The 21,848-nt window shown below is 51.2% G+C and carries 10 protein-coding genes and 2 pseudogenes; 10 read left to right on the top strand and 2 right to left on the bottom strand.

Annotated features, from left to right (window positions below; all coding sequences use genetic code 11):
- The first annotated feature begins 126 nt into the window (after positions 1-126).
- The 4 genes from FDX24_RS17220 (at position 127) to FDX24_RS17205 (ending at position 6,414) form a co-directional block, all read left to right on the top strand.
- Positions 127-1,509 carry an efflux transporter outer membrane subunit gene (locus FDX24_RS17220; protein WP_048212366.1) on the top strand — a complete coding sequence of 461 codons (1,383 nt, stop codon included), beginning with the start codon at positions 127-129 and terminating at the stop codon, positions 1,507-1,509.
- A gap of 32 nt (positions 1,510-1,541) precedes the next feature.
- Positions 1,542-1,889 carry a cation efflux system protein CusF gene (gene cusF / locus FDX24_RS17215; protein ID WP_061067467.1) on the top strand — a complete coding sequence of 116 codons (348 nt, stop codon included), beginning with the start codon at positions 1,542-1,544 and terminating at the stop codon, positions 1,887-1,889.
- 77 nt (positions 1,890-1,966) lie between these two features.
- On the top strand, positions 1,967-3,259 hold the full coding sequence (locus tag FDX24_RS17210) for an efflux RND transporter periplasmic adaptor subunit (RefSeq protein ID WP_121584339.1): 1,293 nt from the start codon (positions 1,967-1,969) through the stop codon (positions 3,257-3,259).
- 11 nt (positions 3,260-3,270) lie between these two features.
- Entirely contained in the window at positions 3,271-6,414 is a 3,144-nt protein-coding gene (locus tag FDX24_RS17205; RefSeq protein ID WP_137364668.1) for a CusA/CzcA family heavy metal efflux RND transporter, read from the top strand.
- A 40-nt stretch (positions 6,415-6,454) separates the two neighbouring features.
- On the opposite strand, the gene rclR is transcribed toward FDX24_RS17205, so the two are convergent.
- Positions 6,455-7,309, bottom strand: a complete 855-nt coding sequence (gene rclR / locus FDX24_RS17200; protein ID WP_137364667.1) for a reactive chlorine-specific transcriptional regulator RclR — start codon at positions 7,307-7,309, stop codon at positions 6,455-6,457.
- Between the two features lie 236 nt (positions 7,310-7,545).
- Between rclR and rclA the strand changes: the two genes are divergently transcribed.
- The 6 genes and pseudogenes from rclA to FDX24_RS17170 all read left to right on the top strand — a co-directional run bounded on the left by rclA (position 7,546) and on the right by FDX24_RS17170 (position 12,129).
- A complete protein-coding gene (gene rclA, locus FDX24_RS17195; RefSeq protein ID WP_137364666.1) occupies positions 7,546-8,871 on the top strand; it encodes a reactive chlorine resistance oxidoreductase RclA in 1,326 nt (441 codons plus the stop codon).
- 50 nt (positions 8,872-8,921) lie between these two features.
- Positions 8,922-9,071, top strand: a pseudogene (locus FDX24_RS17190) (YdgH/BhsA/McbA-like domain containing protein); the annotation flags it as partial.
- A gap of 65 nt (positions 9,072-9,136) precedes the next feature.
- Positions 9,137-9,376, top strand: a pseudogene (locus FDX24_RS17185) (DUF417 family protein); the annotation flags it as partial.
- A 584-nt stretch (positions 9,377-9,960) separates the two neighbouring features.
- The gene (locus tag FDX24_RS17180) at positions 9,961-10,656 is read left to right on the top strand and encodes a flagellar brake protein (protein ID WP_061067471.1); all 696 of its coding nucleotides are present in this window, start codon (positions 9,961-9,963) and stop codon (positions 10,654-10,656) included.
- A 21-nt stretch (positions 10,657-10,677) separates the two neighbouring features.
- Positions 10,678-11,259, top strand: coding sequence for a LuxR family transcriptional regulator (locus tag FDX24_RS17175; RefSeq protein ID WP_170973080.1), 582 nt, complete (start codon positions 10,678-10,680; stop codon positions 11,257-11,259).
- A 102-nt stretch (positions 11,260-11,361) separates the two neighbouring features.
- Positions 11,362-12,129 carry a bifunctional diguanylate cyclase/phosphodiesterase gene (locus tag FDX24_RS17170; RefSeq protein WP_048212357.1) on the top strand — a complete coding sequence of 256 codons (768 nt, stop codon included), beginning with the start codon at positions 11,362-11,364 and terminating at the stop codon, positions 12,127-12,129.
- Between the two features lie 194 nt (positions 12,130-12,323).
- Here FDX24_RS17170 and FDX24_RS17165 read toward each other — a convergent pair whose 3' ends face one another.
- Positions 12,324-21,656: an autotransporter outer membrane beta-barrel domain-containing protein gene (locus FDX24_RS17165; RefSeq protein WP_137364664.1), complete on the bottom strand. Its 9,333-nt coding sequence runs from the start codon at positions 21,654-21,656 to the stop codon at positions 12,324-12,326.
- Between the last annotated feature and the right edge of the window lie 192 nt (positions 21,657-21,848).

Genomic DNA, 21,848 nt, shown 5'->3' with positions numbered 1-21,848 from the left:
GGATAGCAATCGGTTATTGGGAAAATGACAGTTTTGTCATTTTCCTGTCACCGCTTAAACAGAGTCATTCAGGTATAAATTCACACATCTTTTATGGTTATCAGTCCGGTCTGGACGAGAAGAACTATGTACAAATTTAAGCTTCTTACCCTCAGCGCTATTTTTGTTCTGGCTGGCTGCTCGTTGGCTCCGGACTATCAACGTCCGGCATTGCCGGTTCCGCAGCAATTCTCCTTAAGTCAGCACACGCTGGTTTCGGCCCCGACGGGATATCAGGATACGGGCTGGCGTAACTTTTTTGTTGACTCCCAGGTGAAGGCGTTGATTGGTGAGGCGCTGGTCAATAACCGTGATTTACGCATGGCGGTACTGAAGGTTCAGGAAGCGAAAGCGCAATACGGTGTGACGGATGCCGATCGTTACCCACAGCTTAACGCTGGCTCCAGCGGTACCTATAGCGGGAAATTAAAAGGCGATAGCAGCACCAACCGGGAATTTGAAGCGGGACTGAATCTCAGTTTCGATCTGGATTTCTTTGGTCGACTGAAAAATATGAGTGAAGCCGATCGGCAGAATTTTTTCGCCAGTGAAGAAGCGCGTCGAATGGTGCATATCTCATTAATTTCTAATGTGGCGCAAAGTTATTTCAACCAGCGTCTGGCTTATGCGCAACTGCAAATTGCCGAAGAAACGTTGCAAAACTACCAGCGCTCTTATGCGTTTGTCGAGAAACAGTTGATGACCGGCAGTACGAACGTGCTGGCACTGGAGCAGGCTCGCGGCGTGATTGAAAGCACACGCAGCGATATTGCCAAACGTCAAGGCGAACTGGCGCAGGCGAACAACGCACTGCAACTATTACTGGGGACGTACGGGAAATTACCGGACGACCGCGTGCGCAGTCGCGGTGATATAAAACCCGTGACACTGCCCCCCGCACTCCCATCGCAAATATTATTGCAGCGCCCGGATATTATGGAGGCCGAACATGGATTGCTGGCGGCGAACGCCAATATTGGCGCTGCACGAGCCGCATTTTTCCCATCGATTACGCTGACCAGCTCTGTATCCAGCAGCAGTGGCGATCTCTCCAGCCTCTTTAATGCGGCCAGCGGCATGTGGAATTTTGTCCCGAAAATAGACATTCCGATCTTTAACGCTGGACGTAATCAGTCAAATCTCGATTTAGCAGAAATCCGCCAGCAGCAATCGGTGGTGAATTACGAGCAAAAAATTCAGAACGCATTTAAAGAAGTTGCGGATGCACTGGTGTTGCGTCAAAGCCTTGCCGATCAAATTACCGGACAACAGCGTTATCTGGACTCATTACAAATCACGCTGCAACGCGCTCGTGCACTCTATCAACATGGTGCGGTTAGTTATATCGAAGTACTGGACGCCGAGCGTTCTTTATTCACTACACAGCAATCGTTGCTCGACCTTAACTATGCCCAACAGGTTAATGAAATTAAGCTGTTTGCTGCCTTAGGCGGTGGCTGGGTTGAATGATCTTTAATCTTAAATTCTCAGGAGTATATTGCATGAAAACTACCGCTAAAGCCGCTTTGTTTACTGTGTTATCTGTAGTCATGTTTAACGCTCAGGCCAATGAACATCAGCATGGCGAGATGATGAATATGGCGCCTGCGGCCCAGCAGGAGCAAGTGATTAGTGCGACAGGCGTGATTGAATCTATTGATATGGATAGCAAAAAAGTCACGATTAAACATGAACCTATTCCCGCAGTGAACTGGCCGGCAATGACGATGCGTTTCACGCTGGTATCTGATACCAGGGCCGACGATATTCAGCCAGGCGATAAAGTTGCATTTACGTTTGTTCAGCAGGGAAATCTCTCTGTCTTACGCGATATTCACATCAGTAAATAACGGATCTCGCTGGTCTCTTTTATTCTTGCCCGGGTTTTCCTGGACACGGGCGAGACTATCGCGCAATGGAAATCACTATGGCGTCTTTAAATATTAAAAATACCGCGCTTATTCTCGGCAGCATGATTGTCGGCGGAATTATTTCTGTCGGTGTGTATACCTATTATTCATCCGCAAAAGTATCGGCCGATACCGGCGCTGCTCAAAAAAAAGAAGAGCGTAGAGTTTTATTCTGGTACGACCCCATGTATCCCAATACGCGGTTTGATAAACCGGGTAAATCTCCGTTTATGGATATGGATTTGATCCCGAAATATGCCGATGAAGAGACGGCGAGTACATCCACACCGGGTGTGCGTATTGACCCGACACAGACTCAGAATCTGGGGCTAAAAACCGAACCCGTGCGCCGTGGGCCATTGCAATATGCACAAACTTTCCCGGCGAACGTCAGTTATAACGAATATCAATTTGTCATTGTCCAGGCGCGTTCGGCAGGCTTTATCGAGAAAGTTTATCCGCTGACTGTGGGCGACAAAATTAAGCAGGGCTCGCCGCTTATCGATCTGACAATTCCTGACTGGGTAGAAGCACAAAGTGAATATTTACTGCTGCGGGAAACGGGCGGCAGCGCGACGCAGGTTGAAGGTATTCTGGAGAGATTACGCCTGGCGGGAATGCCGGAGGCGGACATTCAACGCTTGAAAGCGACGCGGAAAATTCAGACCCGCTTTACCCTGAAGGCCCCTATTGATGGGGTGATTACCGCGTTTGATTTACGTACTGGTATGAACATCTCAAAAGATAATGTGGTCGCGAAAATTCAGGGAATGGATCCGGTTTGGGTCAGTGCTTCAGTCCCGGAATCTATCGCCTGGCTGATTAAAGACGCCTCGCAATTCACCATTACCGTACCTGCCTGGCCGGGTAAATCCTTCACCATTAGCAAATGGAGTATTTTGCCGAGTGTGGATTCCACGACGCGCACGCTCCAGCTTCGTCTACAGGTTAATAACCCGGATGAGGCCCTTAAGCCGGGAATGAATGCCTATCTGCAACTAAAAACGCAAAGCGAGCCGATGCTGCTGATCCCGTCTAAAGCGCTGATTGATACCGGTACCGAACAGCGGGTTATCACCGTCGATAATGAAGGACGATTTGTACCTAAGCAGGTAGCCGTATTCCATGAGTCTCAGGGGTTAACGGCCATTCGCTCTGGTTTGAGCGAAGGTGAAAACGTGGTGTCCAGCGGTCTGTTTCTGATCGATTCCGAAGCGAATATTTCTGGCGCCCTGGATCGTATGCGCGCCCAGGCAAACGGGACGCTCGCTGTACCCGCGATGCCAGCCCAGGCGACCCATTCACACTGAGGACATGATAAATGATTGAATGGATTATTCGCCGCTCGGTGGCAAACCGTTTCCTGGTGATGATGGGGGCGCTGTTTCTCAGCATCTGGGGCACCTGGACCATTGTGAATACGCCGGTTGACGCACTGCCCGATCTCTCTGATGTGCAGGTGATCATCAAAACCAGTTATCCGGGGCAAGCGCCGCAAATTGTTGAAAATCAGGTGACCTATCCGCTGACCACCACCATGCTGTCGGTGCCGGGAGCGAAAACGGTGCGTGGTTTCTCGCAATTTGGCGACTCTTACGTATATGTCATTTTTGAAGACGGGACCGATCCTTATTGGGCGCGCTCCCGTGTCCTGGAATATCTCAACCAGGTGCAGGGGAAATTACCCGCTGGCGTCAGTGCTGAAATGGGACCGGATGCGACAGGGGTCGGCTGGATATTTGAATATGCGCTGGTGGATCGCAGCGGCAAACATGATCTTGCCCAATTACGTTCCCTGCAGGACTGGTTCTTAAAATATGAATTGAAAACTATCCCTAACGTGGCGGAAGTTGCCTCGGTGGGTGGTGTGGTCAAAGAGTACCAGGTTGTCATCGATCCGATGAAGCTGACGCAATATGGCATCAGTCTGGGTGAGGTGAAATCGGCGCTGGATGCCTCAAACCAGGAAGCCGGTGGTTCATCTGTCGAAATGGCAGAAGCGGAATATATGGTCCGCGCCAGTGGGTATCTGCAGTCCCTTGATGACTTTAATAATATCGTGCTGAAAACTGGCACAGATGGCGTTCCGGTCTATCTGCGTGATGTTGCCCGCGTACAAATTGGGCCGGAAATGCGCCGCGGGATCGCCGAGCTGAATGGCGAAGGCGAAGTGGCAGGAGGCGTAGTGATCCTGCGCTCCGGTAAAAATGCGCGCGAGGTGATCTCCGCGGTTAAGGCTAAACTTGAAACGCTGAAGAGCAGTCTGCCAGAAGGCGTTGAAGTAGTTACAACATACGATCGCAGTCAACTGATCGATCGCGCGATTGATAACCTGAGCTACAAGCTGCTGGAAGAGTTTATCGTTGTAGCGCTGGTGTGCGCGCTGTTCCTGTGGCATATCCGCTCGGCGCTGGTGGCCATTATTTCTCTGCCGCTGGGACTGTGTATCGCGTTTATCGTGATGCATTTCCAGGGACTGAACGCCAACATTATGTCGCTTGGGGGGATAGCCATTGCGGTCGGGGCGATGGTCGATGCCGCAATCGTGATGATTGAGAACGCGCATAAGCGGCTGGAAGAGTGGGGGCATCAGCATTCGGGTGAAACGCTGGATAACGAAACTCGCTGGAAAGTCATCACCAACGCCTCGGTGGAAGTCGGTCCGGCGCTGTTTATTAGCTTACTGATTATCACGCTGTCGTTTATCCCTATCTTCACCCTTGAAGGGCAGGAAGGGCGGTTGTTTGGTCCGCTGGCGTTTACCAAAACCTACGCTATGGCAGGTGCTGCGTTTCTGGCCATTGTGGTGATCCCGATCCTGATGGGATTTTGGATCCGTGGCAAGATCCCGGCGGAAAGCAGCAACCCGCTTAACCGTTTCCTGATTCGTATTTACCACCCGTTATTGTTGAAAGTGCTGCACTGGCCGAAAACGACCCTGCTGGTGGCGGTGCTGTCGATCCTGACCGTCATCTTCCCGCTGAATAAGGTTGGGGGCGAATTCCTACCGCAGATTAACGAAGGCGATCTGTTGTATATGCCTTCAACCTTGCCGGGGATTTCCGCAGCGCAGGCGGCAGATATGCTGCAAAAAACCGATAAGCTCATCATGACGGTTCCTGAAGTGGCGCGCGTGTTTGGTAAAACCGGTAAAGCTGAAACGGCGACCGACTCCGCGCCGTTGGAAATGGTGGAAACCACCATCCAACTGAAGCCGCAGGATCAGTGGCGTCCGGGGATGACGATGGACAAAATCATTGAGGAACTGGACAAAACCGTTCGCTTACCGGGGCTGGCGAATCTGTGGGTCCCGCCAATTCGTAACCGTATCGATATGCTCTCTACGGGGATTAAAAGTCCTATCGGTATTAAGGTTTCGGGTACCGTGTTGTCGGATATTGACGCCACGGCAGAGCAAATCGAAGAAGTCGCAAGAACGGTGCCTGGCGTGGCATCCGCATTGGCTGAACGTCTGGTCGGCGGACGTTATCTTAGCGTAGATATTCATCGTGAAAAGGCCGCCCGTTATGGGATGACCGTCGGCGATGTGCAACTGTTTATCACCTCAGCGGTAGGCGGTGCCATGGTAAGTGAAACGGTTGAAGGTATCGCCCGCTATCCGATCAATCTGCGTTATCCACAAAGCTATCGCGATAGCCCAGAAACGCTACGGCATCTGCCGATACTGACGCCAATGAAACAGCAAATCACGCTGGCTGATGTTGCAGATGTGCAGGTGGTTTCGGGGCCGTCGATGTTGAAAACCGAGAACGCGCGGCCAACCAGTTGGATCTATATTGATGCCCGCGATCGCGACATGGTGTCGGTGGTGAACGATCTGAAAAAAGCGATTGCTGAAAACGTCCAGCTAAAACCGGGAACCAGCGTGGCATTCTCCGGGCAGTTTGAGCTGCTTGAGCGCGCCAGCCACAAGCTTAAACTGATGGTGCCGATGACGCTGATGATTATCTTCGTGCTGCTGTATCTGGCATTCCGTCGTTTTGGCGAAGCACTGTTGATTATCACCAGTGTGCCCTTTGCGTTGGTAGGCGGAATTTGGTTTCTCTACTGGATGGGATTCCATATGTCGGTCGCGACCGGGACAGGATTCATCGCACTGGCAGGCGTGGCTGCCGAATTTGGCGTGGTGATGCTGATGTACCTGCGCCACGCCATTGAAGCAGAGCCTGCGCTGGAAAACCCGCAAACCTTTACCGTAGATAAACTGGATGAGGCGTTGTACCACGGAGCGGTACTGCGTGTGCGTCCTAAAGCAATGACTGTCGCGGTCATCATTGCGGGTCTGCTGCCGATTTTATGGGGAACGGGAGCCGGGTCTGAAGTCATGAGCCGTATCGCTGCACCGATGATTGGCGGCATGATCACGGCACCTTTGCTGTCACTGTTCATCATTCCGGCAGCGTATAAGCTGATGTGGCTACACAGGCATCGCACCCAGAAATAGCCCCTGGTAGCGCTCGCCTTCAATCCTTTGAAGGTGGGCGCTATGATTCCAGCGCCTTCACCCGTTTACGGTACTCACCAGGCGTACAGCCGAATTCACGCAGAAAAACTTTGTGAAAAGATGACTCACTGGCATATCCCACCGATTCGGCAATCACGACCAACGGCTGGGCGCCGCGCGACAGCATCTGGGCGGCGAATTGCAGACGCAATGTAGTGAGTACGGCGAGCGGCGTGGAGTTTGAAACCTCGCGAAACAGTTGAGCAAAACTGGCCCGGGACATATGCGCGCGCTGCGCCAGTTCTTCAACACTCCAGGGATGTGCGGGTGATTCCAGCATCTGGAACACCACCGCTCCCAGTCGGGGATGTAATAGCAGATTCAGCACATTTTTGGCAGGGGGGGCCTGAGATAACCATTCGCGAACGGCAAGCGTGAACAGCGTGGCGCATTGCTGGCTGCACACAACGTTGGAACCGGGCAGCATGCTCAATGATTCCTGCTGCATCAGCCCGATCATCGCCTTAAGCCAGTGGTAACCGGGGCTATTTTCGCCAGGTGCCAGCAGCAAAACTTCCGGCAGCGCGGTTAAAAAATAGCGGGAGGATGTCTGTAGTTGCAGACTTCCGCAGACAATATGCGTTTGCTCTTCACCTGACTGGCACAACCGATGCGCGGAGTTTTGCGGCAAGATGACTACCGTACCAGGACGCAGTGTATAAGAGTTGCCATCAGGCATCTCCAGTAAAGCGCTACCCTGGGTTACCGTATGCCAGCGGATCACGGATAACTCACCTGCTGCATGAGGGAGTTGCCAGTCTCTGCTCAATACGCAGTTTTGATCAATAGAACCCTGCGGATCGTTAAGCATTAGCAAGCGGCTAAGTGCATCCATAAAGACTCCTGAACAATTTTTATTGTTGTTGATAGAACCGTAATTATCGCCATATTTTTACATTAAATTAATTTTATCAAATAGTTACTTTTTGTTTTTTTTGGCAGATTTTTGGTTTTTATTATTTGGTCTTAGACGATTGAACAAAAAATTGCGCGTTATGGATATGCTGGCCTGACAGGGCACTGCCTATAATCCAGAGTAACAAATGAACAATGACTTTGCGGAGAGGCAGCATGAAACAATATCAGGCGATCATTATTGGATTTGGCAAAGCAGGTAAGACGCTGGCGGCTACGCTGGCAAAGACGGGCTGGCGGGTAGCAATTATTGAGCAATCCAACACCATGTATGGCGGAACATGCATTAATATCGGCTGTATTCCAACCAAAACCCTGGTACACGATGCTGAGCTGCAGCATGACTTTGCAACTGCGATGCAGCGTAAGGCTTCCGTGGTCAGTTTTCTGCGCGATAAAAACTTCCATAATCTGGCCAATCTGGAAAATGTGGACGTGATTGAAGGGCGTGCTGAATTTGTCGACAACCATACCGTGCGGGTAATGCAGTCGACAGGAACGCTTGAGCTGAGCGGTGAGAAGATTTTTATTAATACCGGTGCACAGTCGACGATTCCTGATATTGAGGGATTATCCAGTACGCCGGGCGTCTTTGACAGCACCGGGTTGCTGAATTTGACCCAACGCCCACAGCGCCTGGGTATCCTGGGGGGTGGCTATATCGGCGTTGAGTTCGCGTCGATGTTTGCCAACTTCGGCAGTCAGGTCACTATTTTTGAGGCTGCACCGCTGTTTTTGCCCCGTGAGGACCGGGATATCGCCGATGCGATCGCTGATATTTTACGCGATAAAGGCGTAGAGCTGATCCTCAATGCTAAGGTGCAGTCGGTTTCGTCTCATGATGGCGCGGTGCAGCTACAGATGCCGGAAGGGGAACAGGTTGTTGACGCACTGCTGGTCGCATCAGGCCGCAAGCCGGCGACGGAACAGCTGCAACTGAAAAAAGCCGGTGTCGATGTGAACGATCGTGGCTGCATTATTGTGAATAAATATTTGCGGACGTCGGCGGATAACATCTGGGCTATGGGAGATGTAACAGGGGGGCTGCAATTTACCTATATCTCACTGGACGACTTCCGTATTGTGCGTGATGGCCTGTTAGGCGAAGGGGTGAGAAACACCGGCGATCGGCAAAATGTGCCATATTCCGTCTTTATGACACCACCACTTTCCCGCGTGGGGATGACAGAAGAGCAGGCCCGTGCCAGCGGTGCGGCGGTACAGGTGGTGACGCTTCCCGTCGCTGCGATTCCACGGGCGCGAGTCATGGATGATACGCGTGGTGTACTTAAAGCTGTGGTGGACACGGATACGCAGCAGATATTAGGTGTCTCACTGCTGTGTGTGGATTCGCATGAGATGATTAATATCATTAAAACTGTGATGGATGCCGGGTTACCTTATACCGTGTTGCGTGACCAAATATTTACCCATCCAAGTATGAGTGAGTCATTAAACGATCTGTTTTCTCTCGTTCAATAATAAATATAGAGTCTGCATCTTTGCCCCACCTGTGTGGGGGTTTTTTGGCCCACGTCAGTGTATCCGCTATTTCAGCGGCACCTTCTGATGTCGAAGAGGACATTGCTAAACTGGCGCAAGAAAAGCTGGCATCATCATGGAAAATTACTTCGATGAGAATTGATAGCAGTACTTATGTCACTGCAATTTTGTACAAGTAGGATTGCCGTCATGGAAAAATATCTTCGTTTACTGGGGCAGGGGGATCGAATTGGATTAACCTTGACCGATTAGCCGTTGGTCAGGATTGATGGGGGAAATTCTGGCATTTGCAACGCCGGTGGTCACCTTGTTGTTTTTAATTACCACACCAGAAGTATGGGTTATGCTATTGGGTGATTTACACTACGGCTTTCCGTATTTATCGGGGGCGGGACGTCTGGTGCTAAAAAACACGTTAATGTTGGCTGGGGCAATGATGATAATTGCTGATTCTGCCCGGGCAATCGTTAAACAACGGTATTGAATTTTTAACGCTGTGCCCTCTGTAAGAGAGTTTGCCACTCTAATTTAATTCGGTATTTACCGGGGCCAGCATCATGCTGGCCTTTTTATCACTTAAGTTAAATTACGATTAATATACCTGAATGATACATTCATTCCTGTGAAATGAGACGTAATGGTATTGGTATCAGTTGGCTAATGACCACCTGCTGGATATTGTGCCTATAGGTTCAGCACCCCCCGTCCACGCTCTGTATTGTCAACTCCTTAGTTTTACAGCATTTTTTCTATTTTATTTCTATGCGATTATTGCTATTTATTATCTCAAAATCGCATTTTGAAAAGTCTTGTTATTCGCTTTTGTTATAGCTATTGCGTAGGTTTGCATGGTTTTAGGCATGGCTTAAGCTAAAATTAATTCTGATTAAATGTTTTTACGTATCAATAAGTGACGAAAGATAGTTAAAAACTTAAGTTTTAATCAACTGTTCGACATGGAATCCACTATGGTAATTAGGCACCAGGGGTGGATGCTGATCTCGCGTTTTTGTCTGTCATCAGACCGGGGTCGAGACATATCTTAAATATGGAAATAAGGGTTTTAGAATGAACTTTGGATTAGCAAAGGACAACAAGTTTGAGATCATCGCTATCCTTCGTGAAGAGCTGCATAAGAAGACGAAGCTGGAAGTTTTATGTGAAAACACCAGCGTCATCACGCAGTTAGAAAGGATCGATTTCGAACGCTTTGTGGTCACCGGTCATGAAGACATCATTCCTGAAAAGATCCAATACTTTATCCTGCACAGTGACAGCGGGATTATAAAATTTAGCGCCAGATTTGAAGCCACCCCATCAACAGGTGCTGAGGCAGGATTATCCTACCTCATCCCGGATATGATTTTCTTTGCCCAACAGCGACAGAATCAGCGGTTTTCTTTTCTGAAGGGGTTCGATTTTTTCTGTTTTGGTCGTTACAAAAACGGAGAGAACTACTCACTTAAGATTAAAAACATCTCTCAGGGTGGTTGTGCGTTAATCGCTAAAGATGTTAATGCCCGTTTTCTTTACAAGGATGCAGTGATTAAAAATGCTGCTCTGGATTTTGATACGTTCGGCAGTTTTCAGCTTGATCTAAAAGTCATTGATGTCGTCGCGATCAACGAATTTGATGAGGATAATCAATTGTATTCCTGTCATCAGGTTTCTTGCGAGTTCGATTTTAAGAACCGTCGTGAAGAGGCTGAAGTTGAGAAAACCATTATTAAATTTTTAATGAGTAATAAAATTAGAAGCTTATAAGGAGCGGTGAACAGGATGTTGATGTGTGGCAGTGATAATTTTGTGGGCAACGGTATGTTTGCCTACCTGACAAGCAAACATGTGCCGATAAAAACATTCCAGTTTGAGGATATGTTGCAGCAGTCGTCATTATGCCAGCATCAGACAATGGTTTTTAATATCATTAACAATGAACAGCCTTGTTCTGCCATTGTGCAGTTTTTGAATAAAAACCGGTTCAAGTTTTATAATAGCGTTGTCGTTATCGTTGCTGATAGTTTGGTGGCGAAATTATGTGTTGAATTATTATACGTTGAAAAAACCATAGTATTGACTGAGAAATCCTCATTGCGTGATTTTGCTCAGTTGGCTACGTTGTCGGTCGGGAAATGGAATCCCCGACTGTATCGTTCGCAGAAGAGATTGACGGAAAGAGAACAACAAATCCTCAATCTATTGGTAAGTGGTTATTCTGCCAAGGAAATCTCTGAGTTGGTTAGTCTGAACTATAAGACTATTCAGGCGCATAAGATGAGAGTTGTCGCCAAGCTGGGACTGACTAATACCTCTGATCTGAATAAACTGATTGCCAGATTTACCCACAGCATGTCTTTTTTACCCTAACCTGGCTATTCTTTTCTGATGTAACGCATTTAACAGCAGGTACAACTCGGGAGTGACTTTGACTGGTTTTTAATTTATATGATTTGTAGAGGGAGAGGGGGAATGTTTAATTCCGATGAGGTGCTCACCGCGCTTGAAAAGGCATTGAATACCAGTCAACTTTATATGGTTTATCAGCCTATTTTTAATTTACATACCGAGTGTATTAGCGGATTTGAAGCATTAATGCGGTGGAACAGCCCTCAGATGGGTATGATTTCTCCTGATGTATTTATTACGTTACTGGAAGACAGCGGCAATATATTTTCAATTGAAGATATGGTTGCCAGTCCGCCGTGGAATGTTGCGAGTACCTGGCCCGAACCTCTTGTATTATCAGTAAATATTTCTGCACTTGAATTCTGCGATCCTCTTTTACCTCAACGAATCAGACAAAACCTGGCCGCTTCCGGCCTTCCGGTTCATCGCTGCCAGATTGAAGTAACGGAAACATCGCCGCTGTGTGACAGCCAAATAGCGGCGAAAAATATGACGGAACTGAAGGCAATCGGGGTCAAGTTAGCGCTTGATGATTTTGGTACCGGGCACGCTAATCTTAATTATCTGTTGAAATATCCTTTTGATACCTTAAAAATTGATAAAGAGTTTGTCACCGAAATAGAGCCCGACACTAAATCGACAAGGATTATTGAGGGTATCATTTCTTTAGCGCACAATTTTGGCATTGAAGTCCTGGCCGAAGGGGTTGAAACCCAGTCTCAACTTGATCGCCTGACGCAGATTGGCTGTGACAAAATTCAAGGCTTCTTCATTTCTCCCCCGGTGTTGGCAGAAGAGATTCCTTCACTCTTAGCGCAATATAGCCGTTAATCTCATCCCTCTTTGTTGTTCCCCTTAGTCTGAATTCTTTCGCGTTGTCGGGTGGCGGTGCCTGTGCCTTATCCGACCTGCAAGAACGAACACTAATCCGTAGGCGTGATAAGTGCAGCGTTTCAGGCAGCGCTGTATTCTGGAGTGACAAAAAAAGCCCCCTGTGAACAGGGGGCTTGCGAGTTTATGCCTGCTTAAAACGATTTCTTAAAGCCAATCGACGCATTGACCGGGGCTTCAACCTGCGATTTATTGCTGCCGTTGCTGAACTGTGTCCCCAGTTCGCCGTAGACCTGCAGATTACGGTCGATAGACCACGACAGACCCGCTGCAACCTCGGTGCTGGAGTACTGCTGTGAAGATTCCAGCGTGGTGGTGGCGACCGCGTTGCTGAAGTGCGTTTTATCTTTGGAACCCAGACCCTGCCAGACGTTGACCCGGCCGTACGGCTGGAACTTGCCATGGTTGGTGTCGTAGTCCGCGACCAGACGCACGCCCAGACGCGCGGTAAACGAATCGGCGGTATCCATTTTCACTTTCGTTTGGGTCACACCATCCAGCGTGCTGTTATCAAAGTTGCTGTACTGATAGATCAACTGGGCCTGCGGCTCCAGGCTCCAGGCGCTGGCACCTAAACGGAATGCTTTACCCACTTCAGTTGAGGCCGTCAGCGTATTGCCTTTGACGGTGTAAGAGCCGTTGTTACCCGATGCTGACAGGCGGGATTTATGGTTCCCGTATTGCAGCACGTTATCGACATACATACCGTCACCAGAGAACCAGGTAGCATAACCGCCAACGTAAAATGCGTTGTCGTCGATGTTGCCGCCTTTGCCGTTGCTGCCCGTTTTACTGCCTTTTACATTGCTGTCGATATCCAGAATGCTGGTATACATACCGGCTTTCCAGCTTTCATTGGCGTACATATCGACGCCGACCTGAATACCCATGGTATGGGAACTGGTTTGCGTACCGGCTGCATCATCCAGTTTGGTTTTACCGGAATAACCAATCATTCTCGCCCAGGCGCGATTGTCTTCATCAATACCCGGTTTAACCTCATCACCCATACGCTGGTGCATGTTGCCCAACAGACTGATATCCCCCTGGCGAACCACGCTGGCGAGACCGGAATACAGCATGGTTTCCGGACGATATTCACTCCTCAGGTACCAGTTTTCGCCCTGGCCCTGAGCGTTTCCGGCGTGGAGCTGATACTCAAAGGCACCCGCAGCCATACGTTCAGCGACAAGATGGAAGGCATCCCGCGACGTTTGCGCCGTCGTCGTTGCACCGTTGAGCGCCGTGACCACTTCGATACCGTCACCCACGGTCGGTGCGCCAAGGCCGGAGCCGTCGACATCCAGCAGCGTGCTTCCGCTGGCTTTACCGCCATCAATAATCAGGCGATCAGCAATACCTGTGCCGCCGGCATTCTGCCGGGCAGCCATGTTGATAGTGCCTTGTTCGCCGCTGTAATCCCCTTTAACCGTTAAGGTTGTGCCTGGTTGCTGGCCGGTGAGCGACACATCGCCACCGTTGCTCAGCCCTGCGACTGTCTGGTTATAACCCTGGGTATTCAGGGTGGTGCCCGCGACAACATAGTGGTGCGAGGCGGCGCTCAGAGTATTGTTATCACCGGCTTGCAATACCCCGCTGGTGATGAGCGTTGCACCGCTGTAGCTGTTTTGGCCTTGCAGTTCCGTTGTACCGCTACCGGTCTGATGCAGTTGGCCTGCACCACTGATGTTTCCGCTTAACGCCAACGTATCGGCGCGATTAACGTTGAGCACGCCGTTATCAACGATATCCCCTTCAATACTCCCTATCGTACCGCCCGTGCCGAGCTGCAATACACCTTGTTCGATGGTGGTGCCACCGGTGTAGGTGTTATCCAGCGTCAGCGTCAGTGAACCTTTACCGGTTTTGGTCAGTTGACCGTTACCTTCGACTTCCGTCAGCAGGGACACATCATGTCCGTTGGTGTCGAATGTCCCACCACCAGATTCCAGCGTCACCTGACGGGCGGTATCAAACGCTTCACCATATTTCAGCGTACCGCCGTTAAAGGTGATTCCGGTCTCTGCTGCGCCGAGGTTGGTATCGCCTGCAACCTGAAGCGTCCCTGACGTGATAGTCGTGCCGCCGCTGTAGGTGTTGTTGCCCGTCAGAATTAACGTACCGAGGTCGCCTTTATTCAGACCACCGGTACCGCGGATCACGCTGTCAATGGTTGCGGTGTAGTTGACGCCATCGACCGTACCATCACCGACGCGAATCAACGTATTGGCGGTATCGGTAGTAATGGCTTCACCGCCGACGCGATAACCATCGGTAGCGAACTGCGCGCCGCTGATGATGACATCGCCTTTACTGTTATCGACGGTCACATTACCGGCTTCCCCCTGGAAGACGGCGAATGCGGCATCGGTAAACGGTGCGTTCAACGCGCCTTCTGGCGTCGATTCATCGGTGGTCCAGTTGTCGTTCCCCTGGCTTGATTGCCAGATACCGTCACCGCCGTTGATGACGCCGTTGTTTTTCAGCTCGCCATTCTCACCGCCGGTGCCGTCCCAGAAGCGCAGCGTCAGTCCGGCATGATTGACCAGGTTGACCTGATTTTTCACCGATGTCTGCACGTACAGGCTGTCAGCCGCTTCCGGCGCGTTAGCAATATCCATCACATTGTTGGTCAATGTGCCGGTGTAGTTGATGACGCGATAGACACCAACATCAAAGCTACCGCCCGGTGAGGTTTCAATGTTGAGCTTACCGTCGAGCGTCAGGGAGCCATTCACGTCGATCAGGTCGTTGAAAGCACCGCCCGGGGTATAAGCCTGACCAAACTGATAATCCAGTTGGGCGTTATCGCTCAGCGTCAGTGAACCGGTGGTCAGTTTGCCCACGCTGTTGATGGCGGCACCGGCGGTAATATGACCGTCGTCCAGCACATCAACCGCGCCGCCGATAATACCGTTTCCGCCGAGGGTGGCACCCGATTTCACTGTGACCTGTCCGGTAGAAGCAGATTGATTGCCGTTGACCAGCAACACACCCTGATTGACATCCGTGATACCGGTGTAGGTGTTGTCGCCTGTCAGGATTAACGTACCGTTACCCACTTTCACCAGGCTGCCGTCGTTGCCGCTGATAATGCCGCTGATGGTGTCTGGAAGGTGTAGATTCCCCAGCGACAGTTGCTTACTACCCAGTTCGACATTACCCGCACCGGACAATGAACCGATGGAAGTCTTGCTGTTGACTGCGCTGACATCTACCAGACCGCCTGCAAGGTTGACCACGCGGGTATTTTCTGCCATCGCCTCATCGGCCATGGTCATCAGCCCACTGCTGGTCACCATAGCATTTCCGCCGCTGGCATTGTCTTCCAGCGCCAGCGTGCTGTCTTTTGCCACGCTGACCGTCGCGTCCCCGGCTGTTGCATTGTTTGAGAGTACGGCTTTGGCTTTACCTGTCAGATTCAGTTTGGCACTGGCTGCTGTGACGGTATCGGCCAGCGTTAACAGGCTGTCGGCAATGTTCATGGTCAGTGATTGCAGACGGGTGTCTGCGCCGCTGACGTTGAGCGTTGCCCCATTATTAACCGTGATGGTGCTGCTCTCGTTGCTGCCGAACACGCCGGTTTTGCTGGCATTGACCGTCACATTGTTGCTATTACCGGTACCGGCAATTTCTGTGTCGCCTTTGTAGCTGTTGGCACGGTCGAGCGTCAGAATACTGCCGGCATCGCTTGAGCTACTGGTGACTTTCAGTTTGCCATCACCGGTAATCTCCCCGGTCGGCGTGAAGTGGTGCGAATTGAGATCGAATACGGCCGCATTAGCATTGGCGCCCAGCTCGATGGTGCGATTGCTGATCAAATCCGCGCCTAATTGTAGCGTCGAGGCGTTGTTAATCGCCAAATCGGTTCCGCTCTGTCCGAGGTTGTTGTCGGAGGAGATCTGCAACGTACCGCCATCAATGCGCGTACCGCCGCGATACGCGTTATCACCACTGAGGATCAGACGACCGAGGTCGGTTTTCACCAGTGTCAGTTTGTCGTTGGTGCTGGCTTCACGAAGAATTGACTCAATGGTTGCCGTAAAGTTTTGTCCCGCACCGCCGGCGCCTACGCGTAGCAACAGTTCACCGGTCCCCGGCGTCTGCCCCGCATGGGTGGCATTTTCTGTGGTGGCCCAGGCGTTAAGTGCATCGCCTTTTACGACGTAACCATCGGCATCAAACTGCGCCCCGGAGAAGTTAACTTCACCTGCAGCGTTATCCACGGTAACGGTACCGCCTTTGGTGGTGAAGACGGCAAATGACTTCTGCGCCCACGGGGCGTTGCCCTCACCGGTGGATGTTGTCCAGTTGTTGTCGCCCTGAGCGCCGATCGCCATCCATTTGCCATCGCCACCGTCAATCTTGCTGTTGCCTTCGATGCCGGATGCGCCGTGACTCTGATTGACGGTTGCGCCATCCCAGAATTGTAGGGTAACGCCGTTGGCGTTCACCAGGTTGACCTGTTTGTCGATAGAGGTCTGGACAAAGATGTTGCTCTTATCCTGAGTGTCCGGTACAGCTCCTAACTCCAGCGTCTGGTTATTCAGCGTACCGCCGTAGTTATAAATACGGTACACACCAGGACCGAAATTCCCGCCCGATGACGTGGTGACATCCAGAGTCCCATCCAGTTGCAGATCGCCTGCGACGTTAATCAGGTCATTCAGCTTACCGCCCGGTGTATAGGCCTGGCCCAGTTCGAAAGCGGAAGTCGTTTTGCTGCCAAGCTGCAGATTACCGTTAATGGATAACGTACCCGCGCCGCCGTCACCAGCGCTAATCGTTGTGGCGTCGTTCATCAACACGTTGCCGCCGATAATGCCATTCCCACCCAGTGTGGAGGTGCCGCTGACGGTGGTTGCGCCACGTGCTGCGCTTTGATCGCCATTCACCAACAGCGTGCCATGGGTGACAGTTGTGTCGCCGGTATAGGTGTTGTTGCCGGTCAGACGGGTAATGCCGCCACCTATTTGCTGCAGTGCACCGATACCGGATATAACGCCGTTCAGCAGGACGTTGTTGGCGCGATTAATTGCCAGTATGCCGTTATCGATGATGTCAGATTCGGTGCTGACTTCGCCCGTGTTTCCGCCGGAACCTAACTGCAACGTACCTGTTTGCGCAATGGTGGTAGAGCCTGTGTAGCTGTTGTTGGCGGTAAAGACCGTGGTGCCGCCCGCCGCACGTTCAAACTTCCCGTCACCGCTGATAGTACCGTTATAGATTTGCGCCGCGGTGTTATCACCCTGGGTATCGAAGATAACCCTGCTGCCTGCGCCCTGGGTTGTGACATTGTAGTCGCCAATACTGGCGGCAGTACTGGTTGGCTCGACATGGTCGCCGGTGCGCAGCGTTGCACCATTGTTTACAGCAATAGTTTTGCTTGCCAGATTCAGGTTTTCAACGATGCGGACATCCGCGTTTGACCCGCTGAGGGTCAGCGAATCCCAGCCGGTGCCAATATTCGTGCCGGTAGTCAGGTTGTCGCTGACCAGCGTTCCAATCTTCGCATCTTTTGTATCGGTGAAGGTGAGGGCGTTGCCCGTACCGGCAGCGGTAATGATGTGGCGCGTGTTCTCCAGCGTCACATTGCCGATGTTGGCTTTATTGTTACCGCCAGTACCGGCGAAATTCACTTCACCGGCATAGGTGCCGCTACGCCAGTTGAAGGTGTCCATACCTTCACCGGTATTGATTACGCCGCTGGTGACACCGCCGCTGATATCAATGGTGTCATTGCCTTTACCAGACTGAATGGCCACCGCAGTGTCGGTGATGGCCTGCAGGGTGCCGGTGTTGGTAATGGCTTTACTGCTGTCACCGCTGGCGTCGATTACCGGGGAGGTGGTGCTGGCAGAGATAATCTTGCCACGGTTGGTTAACGCGCTGACGTTTTTCGCGATGATTGCCGAACCGCCAGCGCTGTCGTGTACGTTAATGTCGGCCTTGGTGTCGATGCGGCCATCAGTATTGGCGCGGATACCGCTGCCTTCACTGTTCAGTACCTCAATGGTATAGCCTGTGCCGATGGTCAGATTGCCCGTTACTGCGTCACCATTGCGCTGTTCAAAGGCGAAGCCGGTACCTTTACCGTTAACGTTAAGGATGTTGTTAAGCCCATCTTTCATGTTCAGGGCTACGCTGGTGCGGATCCCCGCGCCGTCGTTGGAATCGATGGTCACATTTTGCAGTGTGATATTGGTGTTGTTAGCATCGTTTTGAATGCCTGCGCCCGTGCCATCAGCACGGATCTTCACATGCTGCGCTGACAGGTCGCCGGCTTTATCTGCCAGGCGAATACCATCAGCAGTACCGTTGGTGGTAATGCTGTCGCCACTAATGCCGTTAATCTGCAGGCTGGCCCCTTCCGTCAGTAATACGCCAGCGGTGCCATCATCAACCTTAACCTGGCCCAGTTGATTAATTTGCGCACTGGCACCCGACGCGCGAACGCCGATGCCGTTGCTGACATGCAGGGCGCTGGAGGAGTTGTTGGTTAAGCTACCGCCTTGTTGAACGTCCACGCCGATACTGTCGATGCTGGCCAGATCGATAATTGATTTGGTATCGAGGATCAGGTTACCCAGATTTCTCGCTATATAGGCGATCACTTCATTGCCACTGGCTTCAGAGGTGATCTTCGCGTTTGAAGTAAGCGTAGTGCTGGTGGCATTACCCTCTGCGCTGCCATTCAACCGATGCGCCTGGCCATCAACCACCCCGGCAACGGTACGTTCACCTGTTAAATTAATGGTGGTTTTGTCGCTGATATTACCGCTGGCGCCGCCTTCGATGACCAGTGCTGCGGAATCGCTACCCTGCACGGTAAATGTGGCTTCACCAGTATCGACTTGACTGCCTGCACCGGTAGCGAGAACGCCAACGGAGTTCTTACCGCTGAGGGTAAGGTCAAGGTTGGAGCTGGCCTGGCCGCCAGGAGGGGTGGTGTTACCGGCCAGCAATGCGCCATTGGCGATACGGAAAATGGTGGTGCGATCCTGACCGTTGTCATTCATCACCGCCTGACCAATATTGGCGATCGCGTCTTTCCCATACAGATAATAGCCAATCTGATCGGTGTTGTTGAACACCGGGCTACTCAGGCTATCAACGTTAGCAATGGCGTTATCACGCACGTGTACGCCGATGTTCCCGGCCTTGTCCAGCGTAATGTTGGAGTAGACGTTGACCACGGCCTGACCTTTGGCGCCTCCTTCAGCCCAGATGGCGTAGTTACGATCGTTGATGCCACCCGTACCGCCCACGATAATAGAGCCTGTGGCACTGGTGGTTACTTCGGCATTTTTGTTATTGGCGCTGACGTGGATCCCCACGTTATTCGTGCCGTTGACGTTAATCTTGCCGTCGTTGCGGATTTCCTGATTATTTTCCGTGCCGCTGTCACGCACGGAGATGCCGTAGTTCTTGTTGTTCCCCGCATCCCCATTACCATTGATGACGATGTTGCCCGTATTCAGTACGTTGCCTGTTGCGTTGCCGATCAAAATTCCTGCCGCGTTACGGACACCGGTGCCCAACGTGATGAGACCGTTGTTAATAACCTCTTTGGCGCTTTTGGTCATAATTCCGGCGCTCAGGCTGGCACCACCTGGCATGATGACATCCTGGGTCAGGTTACTTGCGTCACGACCAAGGTAAATAGCGGAATCAGCACTGTTGGTAAAGGTCGCATTTCCGGCGACTTCCACGCCAAAGGCGGTGCCGTCACCGTAAGACGCACCGTTTTTACGTCCGTCGACGACGTTAATATTGCCGTTATTGACACCTTTTGCCTCGCCGGACAACTGCATACCAATAGCCAACGTCAGCGAAGTATCAGGTTTATCCTTGCTCCAGGGATCGGCGGCAGATGCGGTGCCGAAGTTATCGGTGGTGATCGCCTGGTTGATGGTGCCTTCGTTGGTGATAACGCTGGTACCTTGTCCCTGCATACCGAATGCGCCGTAGCTGTTAACGTTCTGATTACCATCTTTATCAATGAACAGACCTGAGTTGATAGTCCCGCGGTTGGTTGCCTCGGCGTTTTGCGCCAACATGCCAATCGCCAGGCTTTGCCCGCCAGAACTGCGTAGCGCGTTCAGCTCGCCGAGGTTGTTGATAACCCCACCATCAATGGCTTTCATGACGCCATTGATACTGCCGTCAACGGCAATTATCGCCTCTTTGTTCAGAGTACCGGTGGTGCCAGCGCCGTTGGCATAAATGGCATGCAACTCACCGCGGGCGGCAGTGGCGTTGTTGATATGTGACTCTCCATCGGTCCAGACTTTGTAGTCCCAGGTGAGTTCATCAGACGGCTGACTGGAATTAATTAAGCTATCGATATACCCGGCATACTTTGCTTGTGCTGCTGTGACGGTGGTGACCTCTTCAGCCTCCAGCCACAATTGGATTTGGCTGACCTTATCGCCATTGGCATTTTCTGCGGCGTCGGCACTTCTGCCCAACAGGAAGTCGTTAAAATCAGCCAACTCCTGCGTACTGGTAATGGTGAATGTGCGCACCCCGGTTTCGATAACCTTGCCATCTGCATCATAGCCATAAGTCATCAGCGACACATCATCGCCAAAGACAGAGGTTTGCGCTGAGCCGGTGAACGTTTGTGTGGGGATCACGGGTGCTGCGTTAAATTTTATATAGTTGTCAGACTGCCAGTTTACCTGGCTGTTGGCGCCTTGTGCTTCCAGTAAGGAGGAGTCTTTGGCCAGTAACTCGATGGTATTGGCTTTGTCGCGTACATTGAGGGTGTCATTACCTATGTTCAGGTTGGCCGTAGCACCATCGGTTGCCAGCGCGATACCAAACTGCTTATAGATTTCAGACCTGGTTGCATCATAAGTATTTAATACGGAATCGCCGATTTGCGATTTAGTAAGAAAGCTACTTAACACATTGGTATCATAGACCTTAATGGTTTCTGTGCCGTCCGGGAATGCCGGGTCAACCACCTCGAAGTTTTCGCTTTGAGAAGGCGTAGCCGATTGGTTATACGTCAGGTATTCCGCCAGCTCTTCTGCTGTGGTGATTGTTTTTGCACCCTGGCCTGGGCTGGTAGCCTGCAGCGTGATTTTTCCTGTTCGCAGTAACTCACTGATGGTGGTTGATTCTACAACGCCGCTTTGACCCGGATTAATCGTCGGGATTGCGCCGCTGATATTGAGTGTCTGACTGGCAGTATTATTTTCATATAAGAAGCCGTAGTCGTGGGGAACCTGATAAACGCCCGCAGAAATACCGTTCTGGAAGTCGTCAGAAATATTTCGATCGCCCGTAGTGGTAATCTGCGCAGCTGAGGCCATCATCGTAGCGCCACTTAATGCGCTGGCGGCCAGTACCGCAACAGTTTTACGTGAACTGCTTTTTTTCTTACCTCTGGTTAATTCAGAGACGACAACCCAGATGCCGAGTGCCGCGTTCCAAATAATGCTGTAAACCTTATTCATATATAACCCTCGTTTACATTCCTGTTATGTATGTGTTAATGCGTTGAGTTGTTGGCGATGGTTGGCACGCGGATGTGCTACCCGGTATGTCGATTTTCGAAAATAGCGATCCCTTCCGGGCCAGGCGGAATTAAAAAATGAGCCGAAAGAAAATCTGTTAATAATTAACTGTGATTGCTATCCTTAAATAAG

This window comes from Citrobacter sp. wls716, from assembly GCF_005280975.1.
In the GTDB taxonomy this organism is placed as follows: Bacteria; Pseudomonadota; Gammaproteobacteria; order Enterobacterales; family Enterobacteriaceae; genus Citrobacter; species Citrobacter youngae.
This window is presented reverse-complemented; position numbering and strand designations above follow the sequence as displayed.